The organism is Pseudomonas sp. PKS (assembly GCF_051913525.1).
Taxonomy (GTDB): Bacteria; Pseudomonadota; Gammaproteobacteria; order Pseudomonadales; family Pseudomonadaceae; genus Aquipseudomonas; species Aquipseudomonas guariconensis_D.
The window spans coordinates 118,472-137,565 of the sequence record NZ_JBEGDO010000011.1 but is presented as its reverse complement, the minus strand read 5'-3'; the positions used below and the strand labels follow the sequence as shown (position 1 = coordinate 137,565).

Sequence of the window (19,094 nt, the reverse complement as noted above, 5' to 3'; positions counted from 1 at the left end):
GTGTGCCAGCCAGCCGCGCGGCTGGCTATTGGCGTACGATCAGGTAGAGCCCGGCCGCCAGCATCAGCCAGGCCGGCCAGGCCGCCGGCGCGCTGAGGCTGACAGCCCCGGCCGCCAGGGTGGCACCGCCGCCGAGCAGGCCGGCACCGAGCAGACGCAGGGCCCAGCGGTCGCCCTGGCGGCGGCGCTCCGGCAGTTGCGGATCGTTCAGGTGCGGTTGCGACAGACGCTCGAGCAGGTCGCGGGTCATGTCGGCCAGGTGCGGCAGTTGCTCTACCTGGCTTTGCAGGTTGCCGAACACCGCCTTGGGGCTCATGCGATCACGCATCCAGCGCTCCAGGTACGGTTTGGCGGTGCTCCACAGGTCCAGGTCGGGGTAAAGCTGGCGGCCCAGGCCTTCGATGTTGAGCAAGGTCTTCTGCAGCAGGACCAACTGCGGCTGGACTTCCATGTTGAAGCGCCGGGCAGTTTGGAACAGGCGCATCAGCACCTGGCCGAAGGAGATGTCCTTGAGCGGTTTCTCGAAGATCGGCTCGCACACGGTACGGATCGCCGCCTCGAATTCGTTGACCTTGGTCTGCGCCGGCACCCACCCCGAATCGATGTGCAGCTGGGCGACGCGGCGGTAGTCGCGCTTGAAGAAGGCGATCAGGTTACGCGCCAGGTAATCCTGGTCCTCCGAGGTGAGGCTGCCGACGATGCCGCAATCGATGGCAATGTACTGCGGGCTCCAGGGTTTGACCGTGCTGACGAAGATGTTGCCCGGGTGCATGTCGGCGTGGAAGAAACTGTCGCGGAACACCTGGGTGAAGAAGATCTCGACGCCACGCTCGGCGAGCAGCTTCATGTCGGTGCGCTGGTCGGCCAGGGTCGTCAGGTCGGTGACCGGCACGCCGTAGATGCGCTCCATCACCAGCACCTTGGGGCGGCACCAGTCCCAATACACCTGGGGCACGTACATCAGTTCCGAGCCTTCGAAGTTGCGACGCAGCTGGCTGGCGTTGGCCGCCTCACGCAGTAGGTCGAGCTCGTCGAAGATGGTCTTTTCGTAGTCGCTGACCACTTCCACCGGGTGCAGGCGGCGGGCGTCGGCCGAGACCCGTTCGGCGCCCTTGGCGATCAGGAACAACCAGGCCAGGTCCTGGGCGATCACCGGCTTGAGGCCAGGGCGCACCACTTTGACCACGACCTCTTCACCGCTCTTGAGGCGTGCGGCGTGCACCTGGGCCACCGACGCCGAGGCCAGGGGCTCGACGTCGAAGCGGCTGAACACTTCGCCCACCTTGGCGCCCAGCTGTGCTTCGATCAGCGCCACGGCCTGCTTGGGGTCGAATGGCGGCACGCGGTCCTGCAGCAGCATCAGCTCATCGGCGATGTCGGTGGGCAGCAGGTCGCGGCGGGTGGACAGCAGTTGGCCGAACTTGATGAAGATCGGTCCCAGGTCCTGAAGGGCCATGCGCAGGCGTGCGCCGCGGCTGAGCTCTGACGGTTTGCGCGGGAACCAGCGCCAGGGCAGCAAGGCGCGCAGACTCATCAGCCACCAGGGCAGGGGAAGGTCGAACAGCAAGTCATCGAGGCGGTAGCGGATCACGACGCGCTGGATGCGCAACAGACGGCGAACGGCGAGCAGCTTCATGCGTTATCGCTGGTATCAAGGGATCGGGCGAGGCGGCGTAGGCGCGCCTCGAGGCGTTCAACATCGACCTTCAGGGCATCGAGCTCACTGAAGGCCGCTTCGGCTTCGCGCCGGCCGACCAGGGTGCGGGACTCTTCGGCCAGGTACTCGGAGAGGTTCTGGCTGAAGCGTGAGAGGCCCTGATGGGTCCAGCGGGCGCGCAGGCGGATATGCCCGGCGACAAGCGCAGTGGCGACCGGCCCCAGCCAGCGTGACAGCTCGTACTCCCAGTCCAGTTCCAGGTCTTGGAGCACGCCGACCAGGTCCAGCAGCACGGCGCTGTCGCCATGCAGTTCGACCTGAGGGCTGTGCAGCACGGTGGTTTTGTCCTTGGTAAAGGCCAGTTGGGCGAGGCTGCCGGCCGGCGCGCGCAGGCTGCAATCGACCTCGCCTTCCCAGTGGGCGGCGAGCATCAGGCCTTGTTCATCGGGCAGGATGTACAGCTGCAAGGCCGGCTGGCGGCAATCGATCTCGATCACCTTGCCTTCGAGCGCAGCCAGGCGCGGCAAGGCCGTGCTGTCCATGCGCAGGACCCGGTTGAGCCCATGCTCGACGCTGGCGAGCAGGCCGGCCAGGAGCATCAGGGTTTGATTCCCCGGTGCACGGCGACGATGCCGCTGGTCATGTTGTGGTAGGTGACGCGGTCGAAACCGGCCTCGACCATCATGGCCTTGAGGGTTTCCTGGTCGGGGTGCATGCGGATCGATTCGGCCAGGTAGCGGTAGCTTTCCGAGTCATTGGTGATCAGCTTGCCGGCCAGTGGCATGAAGGCGAACGAGTAGGCGTCGTAGGCCTTGGACATGAGCTTGTTGGTGGGTTTGGAGAACTCCAGCACCAGCAGGCGACCGCCGGGCTTGAGGACGCGCAGCATCGAGCGGATGGCTTCGTCCTTGTGGGTGACGTTACGCAGGCCAAAGGCGATGGTCACGCAGTCGAAGTGGTTGTCCGGGAAGGGCAGCTTCTCGGCGTCGGCCTGGACGAACTCGATGTTGCCGGCCACGCCGCGGTCGAGCAGGCGGTCACGGCCGACCTTGAGCATCGACTCGTTGATGTCGGCGAGCACCACTTGGCCGGTGGGACCTACCAGGCGCGAGAACTTGGCGGCCAGATCGCCCGTGCCACCAGCGATGTCCAGCACCCGGTTGCCGCTGCGCACGCCCGACAGCTCGATGGTGAAGCGCTTCCACAGGCGGTGCATGCCACCGGAAAGCACATCGTTCATCAGGTCGTACTTGGCAGCCACCGAGTGGAAAACCTCGGCGACTTTCTTCGCCTTCTGGCTCTCGGGCACGTTCTGGTAGCCGAAATGGGTGGTGGGTTCGGCGTGGTCGCCTTTGCGCTGGTCGTTCATATCGCTTCACCGGAAAAAATTACGGCCATTCTAGGGGCAACGGGCGGATTTGTCTTGGCGGGGTGCTCCGTGGGATGGGCGCGGGCATAATGGCGTCATTGTGTTGATATCCAGGATTGCCCGCATGACCCAGATCAGCGTTGAACGCAAACACTCCCTCGGCCGCGAGGCCGCCCGCGCCAAAGCCGAGGTGCTGGTGGATCGATTGACCCGCGAGTACGACCTCAAGGCCAGCTGGCAGGGCGACCGCGTCGAGGTGTCGCGCAGCGGTGCCAACGGCAGCGTGCACATCGGCGAGGACACCATTCGCGTTGAGCTCAAGCTGGGGATGATGCTGTCGATGATGAGCGGCACCATCAAGGGCGAGATCGAGCGAGCGCTGGACAAGGCCCTGGCCTGACGGCCCTCCGAGCCGCAAGCTGCAAGAAAAAGCAGAGTCGCGCACGGCGGGATTTTGCTTTTGCCTGCAGCTTGCCGCTGCGCTCTTAGGGTGAGGATTCTAATTTTCCGCCCTACCTTATGCTCAAGCCCGCATTCCATGGGCAGTTCCTCCATTCCCTCAAGCGAGTGAGGTGCAGAGCATGGCCAAAGTGAACCTGAAGAAAAAAGACGACGCCCCGGGCAGTACCTTGGGCGAGGTACGCGGCTACGCGCGTAAGATCTGGCTGGCGGGCCTGGGTGCCTATGCCCGCGTCGGTCAGGAGGGCTCTGATTACCTCAAGGAGCTGGTCAAGGCCGGCGAGGGCGTCGAGAAGCGTGGCAAGAAACGCGTCGATCAACAGCTCGACGCGGCCAACAACCAGATCGACGAAGCGACCGAGCAGGTAAGTCGTGTACGGGGCAAGGTCGAGATTCAACTCGACAAGATCGAGAAAGCTTTCGATGCACGGGTCGCCCGCGCCTTGAATCGCCTCGGCATACCGTCTAAACATGACGTTGAAGCGTTGTCCATCAAACTCGAACAGCTGACCGAGTTGCTCGAGCGTGTCGCGCGCAAACCATAAGGAGAGCAGGATGGCTGGCAAGAAGAACACCGAGAAAGAAGGCAGCTCCTGGATCGGCGGGATCGAGAAATACTCCCGCAAGATCTGGCTGGCGGGTCTGGGTATCTATTCCAAGATCGACCAGGACGGCCCGAAGCTTTTCGAGTCGCTGGTCAAGGATGGTGAGAAGGCTGAAAAACAAGCCAAGAAGAATGTCGACGACGTGAAAGAGAGCGCCAAGTCGTCTACCTCCTCTCGTGTCTCCGATGTGAAAGAGCGCGCGCTGGGCAAGTGGAGCGAACTGGAAGAAGCGTTCGACAAGCGTCTTAATAGCGCCATCTCGCGCCTGGGCGTTCCGAGCCGCAACGAGATCAAGGCCCTGCACCAGCAGGTCGATAGCCTCACCAAGCAGATCGAGAAACTCACCGGAGCTTCGGTGACGCCAGTGTCCAAGGCTGCTGCCAGCAAGACAGCCGCCAAGCCGCTGGCAAAAGCGGCTGCCAAGCCTGCGGCGAAGACTGCTGCGGCGAAACCGGCGGCCAAGTCAGCGGCTGCGAAGCCTGTGGCCAAGGCGGCGGCCAAACCTGCGGCGAAGCCGGCTGCCAAGGCGACTGCCGCCAAGCCAGCCGCCAAATCTGCGGCCAAACCGGCTGCGGCGAAGAAGCCCGCAGTGAAGAAAGCTCCGGCCAAGCCGGCGGTTGCCAAGGCAGCTGCACCCGCCGCCAGCGCCGCACCTGCTGCGACCGCCGCTCCGGCACCCACCGCTGCTCCGGCCAGCAGCACACCATCGGCACCGGTGACCGCGGCCACTCAAGCCTGACACCGCGTCGCTCTTTTCGCGGGTAAGCCCGCTCCCACAGGTTCAACGTAGAGCCCTGTGGGAGCGGGTTTACCCGCGAATGCGTCAGGCCTCCAGGTATCTCCCCGCCAGCTGTTCGGCAGCCCCCCGCGCAGGGCCTACCAGATGCGGCGCCACCAGCATCATCACCTGATACACCACGATGCCCACGTCCCCCTCGCGCCCGAGCACCCGCTGGTAATCGAGCGAAAACATCAGGGTCAGGGTGATCTGCTCCACCAGTTGCCCCAGCGCCTGCGTCTCGCTGCTCACAAGGCCTTGGCTCTTTAGACTCGCGAGCAGGGCCGCGAGGGTACGCTTGAGCGCATTGATCAGGCTGCGCATGCCGCGGGCCAGCTTCGGCAGGCGTCCGGTCAGGTTCGACAAGTCCTGGAACAGAAACCGGTACTGGGCCATGTGCTCGACGATCAGGTGCAGGAACAACCAATAATCCTCGGCATCCAGGCGCACGCCCAGAGGTGGGTCCAGCAGCGGCATGAGCGCTTCCTCGAAGCGCTCGAACAGCCCCAGCACCAACGGCTCCTTGCCATGAAAGTGGTAATAGAGGTTGCCCGGGCTGATGCCCAGTTCGTTGGCGATCTCCAAGGTCGAGACGTTGGGTTCGCCTTGGCGGTTGAACAAGTGCAAGGCGCATTCGAGGATACGGTCGCGGGTCTTCATCGTGTCAGCGCGCCCTGACATAGCTGCCCGGTGCCGGGCCTAGCGGTGGGTAGCTGGCGTTGCCCAGGTCGGTCTTGGGTACTTTCAGGCGCCCGGAGCGTTGGCCAATCCACTCCAGCCATTGGGGCCACCAGCTGCCTTCGTGGCGTGTGGCGTCATGCACCCAGGCTCGTGGATCGCTCGACAGCGTGGGGTTCTCCAAGAAATGCGCCTTGGGGTTGCCAGGCGGGTTGATGATGCTCTGGATGTGGCCGCTGTTGGCCAGTACGAAGCGGCGTTTGCCACCGAGCAGCAAGGCCGAGCGGTACACCGCGTCCCACGGGGTGATGTGATCGTTGTTGCCGGCAACGGTGAAGCTGTCCAGGGTGACCTGGCTCAGGTCGATTGGTGTCCCGCACACCTGCATGCCGTTCGGGTAGGTCAACGGGTTGAGTTTGAAGAAGTCCAGCAGTTCGCCATGAAACGCCGCGGGCAGGCGCGTGTTGTCGGCGTTCCAGTAAAGGATGTCGAAAGCCGGTGGTGTCCTGCCCAGCAGGTAATTGTTGATCCAGTAGTTCCAGATCAGGTCGTTGGGCCGCATCCAGGCGAAGATCCGCGCCACCTCGCCGCCATCGAGCACACCGCGCTGGTACGAGCGGCGCTTGGACGCCTCGATGGTCTGCTCGTCGGCGAACAGGCTCGCCGGGCTGTCGAATTGGCTGTCCAGCAGACTGACCAGGTAGGTGGCGCTGCGTACCCGGCGCAATTGGCCCTTGGCCTGCAAGTGGCCCTGCAGGGCGGCCATCGTCAGGCCACCGGCGCAGGCGCCCATCAGGTTGGGGTCGCGGCTGCCGCTGATGCTGCGGCAGGCGACGAGGGCTTCTTCCAGCGCCTCCACATAGCTGGACAACCCCCATTCGCGATGGCGTGGGTCGGGGTTGCGCCAACTGACCATGAACACCTGCAGGCCGTTCTTAAGCATGTACTGCACGAAGCTGTTGGTCGGCCCAAGGTCGAAGATGTAGTACTTGTTGATCTGCGGCGGAATGATCATCAGCGGCCGGGCGTACTGTTTTTCGCTCATCGGCTTGTACTGGATCAGCTCCAGCAGCTCATTGCGAAACACCACGGCGCCAGGGGTGGCGGCGAGATTCACGCCTACCTCGAAAGCGCGTTCGTCCACCTGGCGCGGCAGGCCGTCGTTATGACGCAGGTCGTCGAGCAGGTGCGCCACGCCGCGGACCAGGCTCAGGCCGCCGGTATTGAAGATTTCCTTGACCGCCAGGGGGTTGAGCAGCGAGTTGCTCGGTGCCAAAGCATCGTTGAGCAGGTTGAACAGAAAGTGCACCCGGGCGCGCTCATCGTCGTCCAGCGCACTTTCCTCGATCCATTGGCGAGTCTGTTTCTGCCAGGCCAGGTAGGCTTGCAGCCCGCGACGGTAGAAGGGGTTCTGGCTCCAGGTCGGGTCGCTGAAGCGGTTGTCGCGCGGGTGGGGCTGGTGCGGGCTGTCGCCGAGCATCACCCGGGTCAGTTGCCCGCCCAGGGCAAGCAGATGATGGGCGGTGTGCAAGGGGTTGCGCAGGCCAAGACGGCCGACATTGCGCAGTGTGGAGAACAGATCACGCCCGCGCAGGCCGGTGATCGCGTTTTGTACATTGATGCTCGTGGCGGGGACCGGTGTCGTCCCTTTTACCGGTTTGTCTTTCATCCCACACTCCGTCGTAAGGCCTCATCCACGTTCGTCTCGCGTAACCATCACCACCGGTGGGGCCGGGGTCAGCCGCCAGGGCCCGGGGCCGGGCGCGGATGCATGACCGCGCGCTGGCGCTCTTGCTGAAGGAATTTCATGATGATCGGCGCCACGGCTTCGGCCCGGGTTATCAGGAACAAATGCCCATCGTCGATGATGTGCAGCTGTGCGTTGGGAATACGCCAGGCCAGCAGACGCATGTTGATCAGCGGAATCAACGGGTCATCGTCGCCGGCCAGTACCAGGGTCGGCTGCTGGAGCTTGTGCAGCCAGTGGATGCTGGTCCAGCCTAGGCCGGCGAACAGTTGCCAGTAGTAACCGGTCTTGCCGCCGGAGCGCACTTTGGCCGCGTGGTGCAGGGCCAGGTCGGGGTCGCGGCGAAAACCACCGCCATAGATCAGCGGCGCGATGCGGATCACATGGGAGGGCTGCACATAGCGCCGGGGGCTGGCCATCATCATCAGCACCTTGGGCTTGCCCGGCACCATGAAGGCCCCGGCGGCGGTCGCGGCCAGGATCAGCTTCTTGCAGCGCTCGGGGTAATCGTGGGCGAACTGCTGGGCCAGGGCACCGCCCCAGGACACGCCGATGACATTGACCTGGCCATAGTCGAGGTAGTCGAGCATGCGCGCAGTCAGCTTGGCCAGGCCTGGGAAGCGGTAGGGCCGGCTTGGCGTGGACGAGCCGCCGACACCCGGCACATCGAAGGCGATGACCTCGATGTCCGGGTCCAGCGCCTCGATGAACGGAAACACCAGCTCCAGGTTGGCGCCAATGCCATTGAAGATCAGCAAGGGCGTCAGATGCGGCTTGCCGGGGCGGACCGCGGTGCGGATGGACTGGTTGTCCAGCTCGACTGTCCTGAATATGTAGGGTTGCGGCATGCGCGGAACTCTAGGTCAAAAAGACGCCATGGTGCGGTCGAGCGGCCATGGCGACGGGTCTTATCGTTCGTGGACGTAGGTCCCCGGTGCGGCTTCGCCTGCGGTGTAGGCGCGGTTGCCCAGGCGGGTCGGTGCTTTTTTCAGCTCACCTGCGCGTTCACCCAGCCAGGCTTGCCAGTGTAGCCACCAGGAGTCGGCGTGCTTGATCGCGTTTTCCTGCCAGGCCACGGGATCGTCCGGGCGGTCTTCACCGGTCATGAAGCGCGCCTTGGGATTGCCGGGCGGGTTGAGGATGCTCTGGATATGCCCGCTGTTGGACAGCACGAACTCGATCTTGCCGCCGAACAGGTGCGCCGAGCGGTAGCAGGATTGCCACGGGGTGATGTGGTCGGCGGTGCCAGCGACGCTGTAGATGTCACAGTGGACCTTCTTCAGGTCGATGGCGGTGCCGGACACTTCCAGGGCGTCGGCGCGGGTCAGTGGGTTGTTCTTGAACATCTCGATCAGGTCGCCGTGGAAGGCGGCGGGCAGGCGCGTGGTGTCGTTGTTCCAGAACAGGATGTCGAAGATCGGCGGCTCGTTGCCGAGCAGGTAGTTGTTGACCCAGTAGTTCCAGATCAGGTCGTTCGGGCGCATCCAGGCGAACACCTTGGCCATGTCGCTGCCTTCGAGCACGCCGGCCTGGTAGGAGTGGCGCTTGGCGGCTTCGAGGGTCTGCTCGTCGACGAACAGCGCGACCTGGGTGTCCATGGTGGTGTCCAGCACGCTGACCAGCAGGGTCAGGGCGTTGACCTTGTTTTCGCCCAGCGCCGCGTAGTGGCCGACCAGTGCGGTGCAGGTAATGCCGCCGGAGCAGGCGCCGAGCATGTTCAGGTCCTTGCTGCCGGTGATGGACAGCACCGCGTCCACGGCTTCCTTGAGTGCATCGATGTAGGTCGACAGGCCCCATTCGCGCTGGGCCTTGGTGGGGTTGCGCCAACTGATGATGAAGGTCTGCTGGTTCGAGCGCAGGCAATAACGGGCCAGGCTTTTTTCCGGGCTCAGGTCGAAGACGTAGAACTTGTTGATCTGTGGCGGCACGATCAGCAGCGGACGGGCATGCACCTGCTCGGTGATGGGGCTGTACTGGATCAGCTCCAGCACGTCGTTGCGATACACAACGGCCCCTTCGCTGGTGCCCAGGTTCTTGCCCACTTCGAAGGCATCCATGTTCACCTGGCTGGGCATGCCGCCGTTGTTGACCAGATCCTTCGCCAGGTTGGACAGGCCATCGAGCAGGCTCTTGCCGCCGGTCTCGAAGAAGCGCTTGACCGCCGCCGGGTTGGCCAGGGTGTTGGTCGGTGCCATGGCCTCGGTCATGAGGTTGATGACGAACTGCCCGCGGCTGACATCCTGAGGCGAGAGGTCGCTGTTGCCGATCCAGTCCTGCAGCTCCTTGCGCCAGGCCAGGTAGGTCTGCAGATAGCGGCGATACAGTGGGTTCTGACTCCAGGCCGGGTCGTTGAAACGGCGGTCATCGCCACTGGGCTGCAGGCTGGACTTGCCCAGCAGCACGTTCTTGAGTTCGAGGCCAAAGTGCGCCACGTGCTTGGCGCTGTGCAGCGGCTGGCGAACGGCCTGACGCAAGACGGTGCGCGCCGATGTCAGCAGATCCTTGCGACGAATGCCGATGACCGGGTTCAGGCCCAGGGTGTTCTCCGAGGCCTGCCGCTGCAACTCATCGTTGTTCTTGTTACTCATCTACGACGCTCCGTTGTCCTGAGACGAGTACCGGTTGGCTGTGGCGGGTACACAGACGATTGCCCGGTACTACTGCTCGGGTGACCAGTGATAAGAAACAGCGGTGCTGCGACCGGATGCGTCAGGCGATGAGCTGCGGGGTTTTCTGCGTGTGAAGACAGCCTGCTTTCGCTCGCGACCTCTACATACCGGCCCGACCCTGACCGCGCCTTCGGCGATGCAGGGAACTTGCCAGCTCCATTGGTTACCCGACTTTCATGTAATGCGCAAGACAGCTCGTACATGAGCAGTCTGTAGGGCATTCAAACAGATGAGATTAGAAAACGCGCTCTAAAGCGTGGAAGTCTTGCACTAGAGCATGAGTTTGACGACGGATTCGGCCGGGTCGCGGGATTTCCCGGCTTTGTGCAATTCATCGAGGTACTCGGCCCACAGCTGCTCCTGGCGCAGGCACAACTGCTCAAGGTACTCCCAGGTGAACAGGCCGCTGTCGTGGCCGTCATCGAAGATCAGTTTCAGGGCGTATTGCCCGGCAGGTTCCAGGCCCGTAAGGCCGACGTTGATCTTGCCGAACTGCAGGATCGGATTGCCGTGGCCCTGGACCTCGGCGGAGGGGGAGTGCACCCGCAGGAATTCGGCGGGCAGGTGATAGACCTCGCCGGGGGCGTACGTGAGGCTGAGGGTCTTGGAGGCTTTGTGCAGGTTGATGGCGGTGGGCAGGCGGGCCATGGGCTGAATCTCTTCTGGGCGACAAGCTTCAAGCTTCAAGCTTCAAGCTTCAAGCTTCAAGCTGCAAGAAGTGATATTCAAACCTTCGTGGAAACATCATTGGAACGCGGTGCTGCAAGCGACGCAATACAGCTTGTCGCTTGCAGCTTACGGCTTGCCGCTTACAGGATGTAGCGCGACAGGTCTTCGTTCTGTGCCAGCTCACCCAGGTGGCTGTTCACGTAGTCCGCGTCGATGTTGATCGGCGTCTCGTCATGGGTACTGGCCAGGTCGCCAGCACTGAACGACACCTCTTCGAGCAGGCGCTCGAGCAGGGTGTGCAGGCGTCGGGCACCGATGTTCTCGGTCTTTTCGTTGACCTGGTAGGCAATCTCGGCCAAGCGCTTGATGCCGTCGGCGGCGAACTCGATGTTCAGGCCTTCGGTCTTGAGCAGCTCGCGGTATTGCTCAGTGAGCGAGGCGTGCGGCTCTTGCAGGATGCGCTCGAAGTCTTCCGGGGTCAGTGCCTTGAGCTCGACACGGATCGGCAGTCGGCCTTGCAGTTCAGGTACCAGGTCGCTCGGCTTGCTCAGGTGGAACGCGCCGGAGGCGATGAACAGGATGTGGTCGGTCTTGACCATGCCCAGCTTGGTATTGACGGTGCAGCCTTCGATCAGCGGCAGCAGATCACGCTGCACGCCTTCGCGGGAGACATCGGCGCCGCCGACGTTGCCACGCTTGGCCACTTTGTCGATCTCGTCGATGAACACGATGCCGTGCTGCTCGACCGCTTCCAGGGCCTTGGCCTTGAGTTCTTCCTCGTTGACCAGGCGGCTGGCTTCCTCGTCACGGACCATCTTCAGCGCTTCCTTGACCTTGAGCTTGCGCGCCTTGCGCTTGCCCTTGCCCATGTTGGCGAACAGGCTTTGCAGTTGGTTGGTCATTTCTTCCATGCCGGGCGGCGCGGCAATCTCGACACCCATGGACTCGGCCACTTCGATCTCGATTTCCTTGTCGTCCAGCTGGCCTTCGCGCAGGCGCTTGCGGAACAGCTGGCGGGTGTTGGAGTCGCTGCTCGACTGCGAGGCTTCCTCGGCGAAGCTGCTGACCCGCGCCTGGGGTAGCAGGGCGTCGAGGATCCGGTCCTCGGCAGCGTCCTCGGCGCGGTGACGCACGCGAATGATCTCCTGCTCGCGGAGCATCTTCAGCGCGGCATCGGCCAGGTCGCGGATGATCGACTCAACGTCACGGCCGACATAGCCCACTTCGGTGAACTTGGTGGCTTCGACCTTGAGGAATGGCGCGTTGGCCAGCTTGGCCAGGCGACGGGCGATTTCGGTCTTGCCCACGCCGGTGGGGCCGATCATCAGGATGTTCTTGGGGGTGACTTCGGCGCGCAGCTCGGCAGGCAGCTGCATGCGGCGCCAGCGGTTGCGCAGGGCAATGGCCACGGCGCGCTTGGCGTCGTCCTGGCCGATGATGTGGCGGTTGAGTTCGTGAACGATCTCGCGGGGGGTCATGGACATGATGAAAATGGTCCTTGATCAGAGTGGGTCAGCGTGGAAAAGCCCTGTCACCGGGACAGGGCGCCAAAACAGCTGATCACTCGGCCAGGTCCTGCTCCTCGATGGTCAGGTTATGGTTGGTGAACACGCAGATGTCACCGGCGATGTTCAGGGCGGCCTCGGCGATCTCGCGGGCCGAGAGGTCGGTCTTGTTCAGCAGGGCGCGGGCGGCGGCCTGGGCGTAGGCTCCACCGGAACCCATGGCGATCAAGCCGTCTTCAGGCTCGACCACGTCACCGTTGCCGGTGATGATCAGGGAGGCATCCTTGTTGGCCACGGCGAGCATGGCTTCCAGGCGGCTCAGGGAACGGTCGGTGCGCCACTCCTTGGCCAGCTCGACGGCGGCGCGAACCAGATGGCCCTGGTGTTTTTCCAGCTGGCCTTCGAAGCGCTCGAACAGGGTGAAGGCATCGGCGGTGGCACCGGCGAAGCCGGCGATGACCTGGCCGTGGTACAGGCGACGGACTTTCTTCGCGTTGCCCTTCATCACGGTGTTGCCGAGGGAAACCTGGCCGTCGCCGCCCATGACGACTTTGCCGTGGCGGCGGACTGAAACGATGGTAGTCAAGGGAGAGTCTCCACGCAGCGGGGCGAAAATGCCTGTTGCAGACTCATATGGGGGTGGGGGGAAGGATTTCAACCGGGGGGGATGAATGGTCGTGCCGGGCAGGGCCATCGGTGTTGCCCCATTCGCGGGTAAACCCGCTCCCACAGGCGCTAGGATCCCTGTGGGGGCGGGCTTACCCGCGAAATGGGTTCGCTCAGGCCTCGTGGCAGACGTGCCCGTCGACCAAGGTATAACGCACCGCGCCTGGCAGGCAGTGGCCGATGAACGGGCAGTTCTCGCCGCGCGAGTACCATTGCTCGCCCGCGACCGTGGAGGCGTTCGGGTCGAACAGCACCAGGTCCGCCGCTGCGCCGACCTTGAGTTCTCCGGCCGGCAGGCGCATCGCCGCCGCCGGACCGCTGCTCAGGCGGGCCAGCAAGGTCGGCAGGTCGAGCAGGCCGTCTTCGACCAAGGTCATGGCCAAGGGCAGCAGCAGCTCGACGCTGCTGATCCCAGGCTCCGTGGCACCGAACGGCGCCAGCTTGGCGTCACGCTCGTGGGGCTGGTGGTGGCTGGAGATCGCCTGGATCACTCCCGATTTGACCGCCTCGCGCAGCCCATCGCGGTCGGCGGCGGTGCGTAGCGGCGGTTGCACGTGATAGAGGCTGGAGAAGTCGCGCAGAGCCTCGTCGGTGAGGATCAGCTGGTACAGCGCCACATCGGCGGTGACCGGCAGGCCAAGCTGCTGGGCCTGGGCGATCAGCCGTGCACCGCGGGCGCTGGTGATCTGGCTGAAGTGTGCGCGCACGCCGGTCTGTTCGACCAGCAGCAGGTTTCGCGCCAGGGCCACGGTCTCGGCGGTCTCGGGGATGCCCGGCAGGCCGAGGAAGCTGGCCATCGGGCCTTCGTGGGCCAGGCCGCCCTGGGCTAGGTCACGGTCCTGGGAGTGGAAAACCACGGTCAGGTCGAAGGTGGCCGCATATTCCAGCGCGCGGGCCAGGGTGCGGTTGTTGGGGATTTCCTTCAGGCCGTTGCCGAAGGCCACGCAGCCGGTGTCGCGCAAGGCGACCAGCTCGGCCAGTTGCTCGCCTTCCAGGCCCTTGGTCAGGGCGCCGATCGGGTAGACCTTGCTGTTGGCCGCTTCGCGGGCGCGGTCGAGGATCAGTTCGGCCACTGCCGAGGTGTCCAGCACCGGTTTGGTCTGCGGCGGGCAGCACAGGCTGGTGACACCACCGGCGACCGCAGCGCGGGTCTCGCTGGCGATGTTGCCCTTGCGGCTGTATCCCGGCTCGCGCAGGGAGACGCCGAGGTCGACCAGGCCCGGGGCTGCCACCAGGCCGTCGGCCTGGATCGTGCGGTTGGCAGTGAAGCCGGCGGGCGCTGCACCGATGGCCGCGATGCGACCGCCATCGAGGTGCAGGTCAGTGATGGTGTCCAGGCCGCTGTCAGGATCGATGACCCGGGCGCCGATAATGCTGATGGTCACTGGGCGTTCTCCTGGTCGAATTGACGTTGCGCGGTCTGGCCGCTCATGGCCATGGACAGCACGGCCATGCGCACGGCGATGCCGTAGGTGACCTGGTTGAGGATCACCGAGTGCTGGCCGTCAGCCACGGCCGATTCGATCTCCACCCCGCGGTTGATCGGACCGGGGTGCATGACGATGGCATCGGGCTTGGCGCCGGCCAGGCGCGCGGTGGTCAGCCCGAACAGGCGGTAGAACTCGCCCTCGCTGGGCAGCAGGCCGCCGGCCATGCGTTCGCGCTGCAGGCGTAGCATGATCACCACGTCGACGTCTTTCAGGCCCTGGGCCAGGTCGGTGTAGACCTTCACCCCGTACTGCTCGATGCCCACTGGGATCAGGGTCTTGGGGCCGACCACGCGGATGTCGGGACAACCGAGGGCCTTGAGCGCAAGCATGTCGGAGCGGGCCACGCGCGAGTGCAGGATGTCGCCGACGATGGCCACCGAGAGGTTCTCGAAGCTGCCTTTGTGGCGACGGATGGTCAGCATGTCGAGCATGCCCTGGGTCGGGTGCGCATGGCGGCCGTCACCGCCGTTGATCACGGCGACTTCCGGGCAGACATGCTCGGCGATGAAGTGTGCGGCGCCCGAGTCAGAGTGACGCACGACGAACATGTCGGCGGCCATGGCTTCGAGGTTGCGCAGGGTGTCGAACAGGGTTTCGCCCTTGCTGGTCGAGGAGGTCGACACGTTCAGGCTGATCACGTCCGCCGACAGGCGCTGGGCGGCCAGTTCGAAGGTGGTGCGGGTGCGGGTGGAGTTTTCGAAGAACACGTTGCAGACGGTCTTGCCGCGCAGCAACGGGACTTTCTTCACGGCCCGGGCGCCGACTTCCAGGAAGGAGTCGGCGGTGTCGAGGATCTCGGTCAGCAGTTCGCGGGGCAAACCGTCGAGCGAGAGAAAGTGGCGCAGCTGGCCCTGGTCATTGAGCTGCAGCGGGCGCTTGGCGTCGAATGGCGTCATCGCGAGGGACTCTTAAAGGGCGGAAGCGGTGGCGAGGTCCTGGCGCTCGAGGACGAGCGGTGCGGGTCCGGTCAATTTTACCCGTTCAGTGGGCGCCAGTTGCAAGGTGGCGCCCAGCACGTTCGGGCGGATCGGCAATTCGCCGGCGTCCAGGTCCAGTAGGCAGACCAGGGTGACGCTGGCCGGGCGGCCATAATCGAACAGTTCGTTGAGCGCGGCGCGGATGGTGCGACCGCTCATCAGCACGTCGTCCACCAGAACCAGGTGCTGGCCTTCGATTTCGAAGGGTAGCTCGGACGGACGCACTTGCGGGTGCAGGCCGTTCTGGCTGAAGTCGTCGCGGTAGAAGGACACGTCCAGGGTGCCCAGCGGGCTGCTGTCGCCCAGTTCCTGTTGCAGGGCCTGGGCTACCCATACGCCGCCGGTGCGGATGCCGATGAAACGCGGCTCGGTGATAGTGCGACGGGCCAGGTGGGCGCGAAGGTCGACGGCCATCTGCCGGATCAGGTCGGCGGGATTGGGTAGGCTCATTGCGTGCTCCTCGGAAGGGGGGCGCCGGGCTGGGCCGGCGGCAAAGCGGATTTAAGTGTTGGCCTCCAGCCAGCCTTGCAGGAGCAGGGCGGCGGCAATGGCATCGACCGGGTTGTCGCGGTAGCTGCCATGGCGCATGCCTCGGGCCATCTGCTCGCCCTTGGCTTCGAAGGTGGTCAGGCGCTCGTCATGGGTGTGCACGGGCAGGTTGTAGCGGCCATGCAGGCGGCGGGCGAACTTCTCGGCCCGGGCGCTCATTTCGCTGGGCGTGCCGTCCATGTTCAGCGGCAGGCCGACGACGATGGCGTCGGGCTTCCATTCGGCGATGAGCTTTTCCACCTGGGCCCAGTCCGGGACGCCGTTCTGGGCTTTAAGCGTGCACAATTCGCGGGCCTGGCCGGTGACCACTTGGCCGACGGCCACGCCGATCTGTTTGCTGCCGTAGTCGAAGCCCAGCAGCAGGCGCAGCTCGGCCATCAGGCGTGGCCCGCCTGGCTGGTCAGCAGGCTGAGGTTGATCCCCAGGCTGGCGGCGGCTGCCTCAAGGCGCTGTTCGCTGGCCAGACCGAAGATGATCTCGGGGTCGAAGGGGCAGTTGAGCCAGGCGTTGTCGGCAAGCTCCGCTTCCAATTGGCCGGCTTCCCAACCGGCATAGCCGAGGGTGATCAGGCTCTGCTTGGGCCCTACGCCTTCGGCGATGGCGAACAGCACGTCCTGGGAGGTCGAGAGCGACAGCCCCTGCAGCTCCACCGTGGCCTGATAGCTGCAGTCGCTGCTGTGCAACACGAAGCCGCGGTCGGTCTGCACCGGGCCACCCTGGTAGATCGGCACTTGCAGGGTGCTGGCCGGTGGCTCCTCATCCGGGCGCAGCTGCTCCAGGATGTCGGCCAGGTTCAGCTCCTGCGGGCGGTTGATCACTAGCCCCATGGCGCCGTTGGCGTTGTGCTCGACGATGTAGGTGAGGGTCTGGGCAAAGTTCGGATCGACCATGTGCGGCATGGCGATCAGGAACTGATGCTTGAGGTAGCTCGGGCTGAGGGTTTTCATGAGTGATAGTGTGGCGTCAGCTGGGCTCGGCTTCAAGCTGCAAGCTTCAAGCGGCAAGAAAAAGCAGAACCGTGCGTGCCCGCGCTGTTTTCTTGCCGCTTGAGGTGTGTGGCGTGCGGCTAGTTACTGGACAACCGGTCCCCGCGGGCGAAGCGCCAGGTGCGGATGATCTCCAGACGGTCGAACTCTGCCAGGTCGCCTGTGAACGGCGCGAACGGCGCGGCCAGACGGACGATGCGCTGGGCTGCCTGGTCGAGCACCGGCTGGCCAGAGGATTCGAGCACCAACACTTCATACAGCGAGCCGTCGCGGTTGATCGAGACCATCATCCGCAAGTTGCCGTAGATCTGCTGGCGGCGTGCCTCTTCGGGATAGTTGAGGTTACCCACGCGCTCCACCTTCTTGCGCCACTCTTCCTTGTACCAGGCGCCTTTGTCGCGCATGGTCGAGGCCGCGTTGAGGCGATGGATGCGCGGGCGTTTGGCATACAGTTGCTGTTCGTTGGACAGCTCCGCCTCGAGGCTGGCGATCTGGCTGGAGAGCTGCGAACTGTCGAAGTCCGGCACCGCCGCCTGGGGCTTGGGCTGCGCCTTGCTCTCCTTGGGCTTGGGCTCGACCTTCTGCACCTTGGGCGCCTTGGTGGCCACCGCGGACTTCTGCGGCGGGGGCGGGGTTTGCTGGCGAGCGGCTGGCGGTGGGGTGATCTTGTTGATCTTGCTGTCCTGGAAGGGTGCGACCTCGGTGGTCTTGGGCACGGCTTTCTTTTCCAGGGTGCCGCTGCCTTGCTGGTTGTCCTGGGCCTGGAAATCGGCTTTCTCGGGCGGCTTCTCGCTCTTGAAGGTGGCCAGGGTGATGTCCATGGTGTGGCGGATTTCGCTGGGCTTGCTGATGGTGAAGCCCACGCCGAGGATCAGCGCCAGGTGCACCAGGGCAGCCAGGAACAGGGTGAAGCCAAGCCGGTCCACCGGGCGGACGCGGGGTGGGAGCAGGTCGGCGGGGATGTCGGCGGGCAGCGTCATCAGGAATCCAAGGGCAGCTTCGAATCACAAGCTGCAAGCTTCAAGTAAAAGCGGCCCGGTGCAGGCCTGCCCGTACGTGCAGCTTGCAGCTTGAAGCTGCGCATCATACCCCACTGCGTGGCATTGCCACGTGTCCTCGGTCAGCGCGCCTTGAGCGTGCGATCAATGGCGTCCATCAGTTGGGCACCGATGTGGGTGTCGTAGGCGGCATCGATTTCGCGAATGCAGGTCGGGCTGGTGACGTTGATCTCGGTCAGGTAGTCGCCGATCACGTCCAGGCCGACGAACAGCAGGCCCTTCTCGCGCAGGGTCGGGCCAACCTGGGCGGCGATCCAGCGATCGCGCTCGGTCAGCGGGCGGGCTTCGCCACGGCCGCCAGCGGCCAGGTTGCCACGGGTCTCGCCGCTGGCCGGGATGCGCGCCAGGCAGTAGGGCACCGGCTCGCCGTCGATCATAAGGATGCGCTTGTCGCCGTCCTTGATCTGCGGCAGGTATTCCTGGGCCATGATCTGCTGGGTGCCATGCTGGGTGAGGGTCTCGAGGATCACCGATAGGTTGGGGTCGTCCTTGCGGTGACGGAACACCGAGGCACCGCCCATGCCGTCCAGCGGCTTGAGGATCACGTCGCCACGGCTGTCGGCGAACTCACGCAGGATGTCCACGCGGCGGCTCACCAGCGTGGGCGCCATGCACTGCGGGAACTGGGTAGCGAACAGCTTCTCGTTGCAGTCACGCAGGCTCTGCGGGCGGTTGACCACCAGCACGCCTTCGCGCTCGGCCTGCTCCAGCAGGTAGGTGCTGTAGACGAACTCCATGTCGAAGGGCGGATCCTTGCGCATCAGGACCACATCCAGCTCGCTCAGGGCGCTGTCCTGCTCCTCGCCCAGTTCGAACCAGCGGGCCGGATCGGCGAACACCTTGAGAGGGCGCATCTGGGCCCGGGCCTGGCCAGCGCCCAGGTAGAGGTCGCGCTGCTCCATGTAGAACAGGCTCCAGCCACGTTCCTGGGCCGCCAGCAGCATGGCCAGCGAGCTGTCCTTTTTGTAGGAGATGGACGCGATAGGGTCCATGACAATCCCGAGGCGAACGCTCATGGGGTGGTTCCTCTTGGCGGCGCGGGGCCGCGGTGATTCGAAAGAAAAGTGGCTCAGGGTGGCGCCGGGAGCGCCGATGGTCAAGGGGTTCGGCGGATGGAATGGCTATCCGGAGTGTGCTAAAAGTGCAGCTGCAAGCCTTGAACTACAAGCCTTGAGAAAAGCCGGCCATGCGTCGGCCCGCTTTTTCTTGCAGCTTGATGCTTGCAACTTGCA

Annotated in this window: 20 protein-coding genes; 3 read left to right on the top strand and 17 right to left on the bottom strand. The window is 64.4% G+C overall.

The window, feature by feature from the left end; all coding sequences use genetic code 11:
* Window positions 1–25 precede the first annotated feature (25 nt).
* The 3 genes from ubiB to ubiE are packed head-to-tail and all read right to left on the bottom strand — an operon-like array spanning window position 26 to window position 3,026.
* Window positions 26–1,636, bottom strand: a complete 1,611-nt coding sequence (gene ubiB / locus ABOA88_RS13785) for a ubiquinone biosynthesis regulatory protein kinase UbiB (protein WP_196169363.1) — start codon at window positions 1,634–1,636, stop codon at window positions 26–28.
* Complete coding sequence (locus ABOA88_RS13780) at window positions 1,633–2,256, bottom strand: ubiquinone biosynthesis accessory factor UbiJ (RefSeq protein ID WP_196169362.1); 624 nt, start codon at window positions 2,254–2,256, stop codon at window positions 1,633–1,635. Before ABOA88_RS13780 ends, ubiB begins: the two co-directional genes overlap by 4 nt.
* The gene (gene ubiE, locus ABOA88_RS13775; RefSeq protein WP_043207154.1) at window positions 2,256–3,026 is read right to left on the bottom strand and encodes a bifunctional demethylmenaquinone methyltransferase/2-methoxy-6-polyprenyl-1,4-benzoquinol methylase UbiE; all 771 of its coding nucleotides are present in this window, start codon (window positions 3,024–3,026) and stop codon (window positions 2,256–2,258) included. Before ubiE ends, ABOA88_RS13780 begins: the two co-directional genes overlap by 1 nt.
* A 124-nt stretch (window positions 3,027–3,150) precedes the next feature.
* Here ubiE and ABOA88_RS13770 point away from each other — a divergent pair, with 124 nt between their 5' ends.
* The 3 genes from ABOA88_RS13770 (at window position 3,151) to ABOA88_RS13760 (ending at window position 4,829) form a co-directional block, all read left to right on the top strand.
* Window positions 3,151–3,426 carry a polyhydroxyalkanoic acid system family protein gene (locus ABOA88_RS13770; RefSeq protein ID WP_196169361.1) on the top strand — a complete coding sequence of 92 codons (276 nt, stop codon included), beginning with the start codon at window positions 3,151–3,153 and terminating at the stop codon, window positions 3,424–3,426.
* 181 nt (window positions 3,427–3,607) lie between these two features.
* Window positions 3,608–4,030, top strand: a complete 423-nt coding sequence (locus tag ABOA88_RS13765; RefSeq protein WP_196169360.1) for a phasin family protein — start codon at window positions 3,608–3,610, stop codon at window positions 4,028–4,030.
* 10 nt (window positions 4,031–4,040) lie between these two features.
* Window positions 4,041–4,829 carry a phasin family protein gene (locus ABOA88_RS13760; protein WP_196169359.1) on the top strand — a complete coding sequence of 263 codons (789 nt, stop codon included), beginning with the start codon at window positions 4,041–4,043 and terminating at the stop codon, window positions 4,827–4,829.
* Between the two features lie 84 nt (window positions 4,830–4,913).
* On the opposite strand, the gene ABOA88_RS13755 is transcribed toward ABOA88_RS13760, so the two are convergent.
* From ABOA88_RS13755 to gshB, 14 genes are all read right to left on the bottom strand, one after another.
* Window positions 4,914–5,528 carry a TetR/AcrR family transcriptional regulator gene (locus tag ABOA88_RS13755; protein WP_196169358.1) on the bottom strand — a complete coding sequence of 205 codons (615 nt, stop codon included), beginning with the start codon at window positions 5,526–5,528 and terminating at the stop codon, window positions 4,914–4,916.
* A gap of 4 nt (window positions 5,529–5,532) precedes the next feature.
* A complete protein-coding gene (gene phaC / locus ABOA88_RS13750; protein ID WP_196169357.1) occupies window positions 5,533–7,215 on the bottom strand; it encodes a class II poly(R)-hydroxyalkanoic acid synthase in 1,683 nt (560 codons plus the stop codon).
* A gap of 68 nt (window positions 7,216–7,283) precedes the next feature.
* On the bottom strand, window positions 7,284–8,141 hold the full coding sequence (phaZ, locus tag ABOA88_RS13745) for a poly(3-hydroxyalkanoate) depolymerase (protein WP_043207169.1): 858 nt from the start codon (window positions 8,139–8,141) through the stop codon (window positions 7,284–7,286).
* 60 nt (window positions 8,142–8,201) lie between these two features.
* The gene (gene phaC, locus ABOA88_RS13740) at window positions 8,202–9,881 is read right to left on the bottom strand and encodes a class II poly(R)-hydroxyalkanoic acid synthase (RefSeq protein WP_196169356.1); all 1,680 of its coding nucleotides are present in this window, start codon (window positions 9,879–9,881) and stop codon (window positions 8,202–8,204) included.
* Window positions 9,882–10,232: 351 nt separating this feature from the next.
* On the bottom strand, window positions 10,233–10,610 hold the full coding sequence (locus ABOA88_RS13735) for a gamma-butyrobetaine hydroxylase-like domain-containing protein (protein ID WP_070571077.1): 378 nt from the start codon (window positions 10,608–10,610) through the stop codon (window positions 10,233–10,235).
* A gap of 161 nt (window positions 10,611–10,771) precedes the next feature.
* Window positions 10,772–12,115 (bottom strand): ATP-dependent protease ATPase subunit HslU, encoded by a 1,344-nt coding sequence (hslU, locus tag ABOA88_RS13730; RefSeq protein WP_196169355.1) that lies wholly within the window; start codon window positions 12,113–12,115, stop codon window positions 10,772–10,774.
* Window positions 12,116–12,191: 76 nt separating this feature from the next.
* Complete coding sequence (gene hslV / locus ABOA88_RS13725; protein WP_196169354.1) at window positions 12,192–12,722, bottom strand: ATP-dependent protease subunit HslV; 531 nt, start codon at window positions 12,720–12,722, stop codon at window positions 12,192–12,194.
* A gap of 193 nt (window positions 12,723–12,915) precedes the next feature.
* On the bottom strand, window positions 12,916–14,187 hold the full coding sequence (locus ABOA88_RS13720; protein WP_367851603.1) for a dihydroorotase: 1,272 nt from the start codon (window positions 14,185–14,187) through the stop codon (window positions 12,916–12,918).
* Window positions 14,184–15,188, bottom strand: coding sequence for an aspartate carbamoyltransferase catalytic subunit (locus tag ABOA88_RS13715; RefSeq protein WP_043207186.1), 1,005 nt, complete (start codon window positions 15,186–15,188; stop codon window positions 14,184–14,186). Before ABOA88_RS13715 ends, ABOA88_RS13720 begins: the two co-directional genes overlap by 4 nt.
* Before the next feature lie 12 nt (window positions 15,189–15,200).
* Window positions 15,201–15,719, bottom strand: coding sequence for a bifunctional pyr operon transcriptional regulator/uracil phosphoribosyltransferase PyrR (gene pyrR / locus ABOA88_RS13710; RefSeq protein WP_043207188.1), 519 nt, complete (start codon window positions 15,717–15,719; stop codon window positions 15,201–15,203).
* A 51-nt stretch (window positions 15,720–15,770) separates the two neighbouring features.
* On the bottom strand, window positions 15,771–16,196 hold the full coding sequence (gene ruvX, locus ABOA88_RS13705) for a Holliday junction resolvase RuvX (RefSeq protein ID WP_196169352.1): 426 nt from the start codon (window positions 16,194–16,196) through the stop codon (window positions 15,771–15,773).
* Complete coding sequence (locus ABOA88_RS13700) at window positions 16,196–16,765, bottom strand: YqgE/AlgH family protein (protein WP_070571079.1); 570 nt, start codon at window positions 16,763–16,765, stop codon at window positions 16,196–16,198. The genes ruvX and ABOA88_RS13700 overlap by 1 nt, the downstream gene beginning before the upstream one ends.
* A 119-nt stretch (window positions 16,766–16,884) precedes the next feature.
* Window positions 16,885–17,784 (bottom strand): energy transducer TonB, encoded by a 900-nt coding sequence (locus ABOA88_RS13695; RefSeq protein WP_196169351.1) that lies wholly within the window; start codon window positions 17,782–17,784, stop codon window positions 16,885–16,887.
* A gap of 140 nt (window positions 17,785–17,924) precedes the next feature.
* Window positions 17,925–18,878, bottom strand: coding sequence for a glutathione synthase (gshB, locus tag ABOA88_RS13690; protein ID WP_196169350.1), 954 nt, complete (start codon window positions 18,876–18,878; stop codon window positions 17,925–17,927).
* Window positions 18,879–19,094: the final 216 nt, after the last annotated feature.